Below are 2,238 nucleotides of genomic sequence, written 5' to 3' on the forward strand. Positions count from 1 at the left end.
GCGGCGGCTCAAAGCGAAGAAACCCGGGCCTCAAAGGGGAAGGCGGGCACAGCGGAAGGTCGGCACAGCGGAGGGGCGCAGCGGCCAAGGTGAGGCTGCCCAACCTCGGGCCTGATGTTGGCCCGACACCCGGAGTCCTGGTTGCCTGAGGCCATGACGACAGAACCGTCCGGCGCGGAACGCCCGGACACCGGCGGCCGCACCGCCGTCGGGCACCCCGACGAACCCCACACCAACGGGCTCGCCGAGCGCCTGAACTGGCTGCGCGCCGGCGTGCTCGGCGCGAACGACGGCATCGTCTCGGTCGCCGCGGTCGCCGTCGGCGTCGCGGCGGCGACGTCGCAGACCGGGCCGATCCTCACCGCCGGCCTCGCCGCCCTCGTCGGCGGCGCCATCTCGATGGCGCTGGGCGAGTACGTGTCGGTCTCCAGCCAGTCCGACACCCAGCGGGCGCTCATCGCCAAGGAGAAGGCCGAGCTCGCCGCGATGCCGGAGGAGGAGCTCGCGGAGCTGGCCGAGCTCTACGAGGCCAAGGGCCTGTCCCCCGCCACGGCCCGCCAGGTCGCGATCGAGCTCACGGAGCACGACGCGCTCGCCGCCCACCTGGAGGCCGAGCTCAACATCGACGAGGACGGCGTGGTCAGCCCTTGGCACGCCGCGCTCGCGTCCGCCGTCGCGTTCACGCTCGGCGCCATCCTGCCGCTCGCCGCCGTGCTGCTGATCCCCGAACCCTGGCGGGTCGGCATCACATTCGTCGTCGTGCTGGCGGCACTCGCGGGCACGGGCTGGCTCGCGGCCTGGATCGGCGACGCGCCGCGGGTGCGCGCCACGGCGCGCGTCGTCGTCGGCGGGGCACTCGCGCTCGGCGCGACCTTCGCGATCGGCTCCCTGCTCGGCACGACGGCGATCGGGTGAGTACCGTTATCGCCCGATGAACACCATCGACAGCACACCGCCCCCGGCCGGCACACCCTCGTCGGCGTACGGCGTCCACTCCGAGGTGGGCCGCCTGCGCAAGGTCCTGGTCTGCGCTCCCGGGCTGGCCCACCAGCGCCTCACCCCGTCCAACTCCGCCGGCCTCCTGTTCGACGACGTCCTGTGGGTCGAGCGCGCCCAGCAGGACCACGCCGACTTCGTGGCCGAGCTGCGGGAGCGCGACGTCGACGTCGTCGAGCTGCACGCCCTGCTCGCCGAGACGCTGCGCGTGCCCGGGGCGCGCGACTGGCTGCTCGACCGCAAGATCGTGCCCGAGATCGTGGGCAACGGCCTGGTCGAGGCGACGCGCGAGTACCTGGAGTCCCTGCCGGAGCACGAGCTGGCCCGGTACCTGATCGGCGGCCTCGCCGTGGCCGACGTGCCCGAGCTGCCGCCGGGCTTCCGCGCGCTGGCCGACCTCAGCCCGGACGCCCGCGAGTACCTCATGCCCCCGCTGCCCAACACGCTGTTCACACGGGACACGACCTGCTGGATCTACGGCGGCCTCACGCTGAACCCGCTGTACTGGCAGGCACGCCGGGACGAGACGCTGCTCATGAAGGCGATCTACTCGTTCCACCCCGACTTCGTGGGCAGCCGCGTGTGGTGGGGCGACCCGGAGGCCAGCCATGGCGAGGCCACCTTCGAGGGCGGCGACATCATGCCGATCGGCAACGGGACCGTGCTGATGGGCATGAGCGAGCGCACGTCGCGCCAGGCGATCACCCAGGTCGCGGCCTCGCTGTTCCAGGCTGGCGCTGCCGAGCAGATCGTGGTGGCGGGCATGCCGCGGCTGCGCGCGGCCATGCACCTGGACACGATCATGACGTTCGTCGACGTCGACACCGTCACCGTCTACCCGCGGATCGTGGACCGTGTGCACCCGTTCGTGCTGCGCCCCGACTCCGGGCCGCTCGGCGTCTCGGTGACCGACGCCGGCCGGTCGTCCTTCCTCGACGTGGTGGGGCAGGTCTCCGGGCTGGGCCAGCTGCGGGTCATCGAGACCGGCGGCGACGTCTACGAGTCCGAGCGGCAGCAGTGGGACAGCGGCAACAACTCCGTGGCCGTCGAGCCGGGGGTCGTGTTCACCTACGACCGCAACACGACCACGAACGACCTGCTGCGCAAGGCCGGCATCGACGTGATCGAGATCGCGGGCGGTGAGCTGGGCCGCGGGCGTGGCGGCGGGCACTGCATGACCTGCCCGATCATCCGGGAACCCGTGAGCTGGTAGGGGCTGGGCCGCCCCGCCCGGGGCGGACC

The 2,238-nt window shown here is 72.7% G+C and carries 2 protein-coding genes; both read left to right on the plus strand.

Features of this window, described 5'->3' with window-relative positions; all coding sequences use genetic code 11:
* Nucleotides 1-153: 153 nt before the first annotated feature.
* Nucleotides 154-915 (plus strand): VIT family protein, encoded by a 762-nt coding sequence (locus ACFWEJ_RS28480; protein ID WP_377232520.1) that lies wholly within the window; start codon nt 154-156, stop codon nt 913-915.
* A 16-nt stretch (nt 916-931) separates the two neighbouring features.
* Nucleotides 932-2,209, plus strand: coding sequence for an arginine deiminase (locus tag ACFWEJ_RS28485; protein ID WP_377232521.1), 1,278 nt, complete (start codon nt 932-934; stop codon nt 2,207-2,209).
* Nucleotides 2,210-2,238: the final 29 nt, after the last annotated feature.

It is taken from the genome of Promicromonospora sp. NPDC060204 (assembly GCF_042728455.1).
In the GTDB taxonomy this organism is placed as follows: Bacteria; Actinomycetota; Actinomycetes; order Actinomycetales; family Cellulomonadaceae; genus Promicromonospora.

Excerpts from the sequence above, each read along its gene's own strand:
- ACFWEJ_RS28480 (WP_377232520.1), top strand. The coding sequence starts at position 154 with ATGACGACAGAACCGTCCGGCGCGGAACGCCCGGACACCGGCGGCCGC.
- ACFWEJ_RS28485 (WP_377232521.1), top strand. The coding sequence starts at position 932 with ATGAACACCATCGACAGCACACCGCCCCCGGCCGGCACACCCTCGTCG.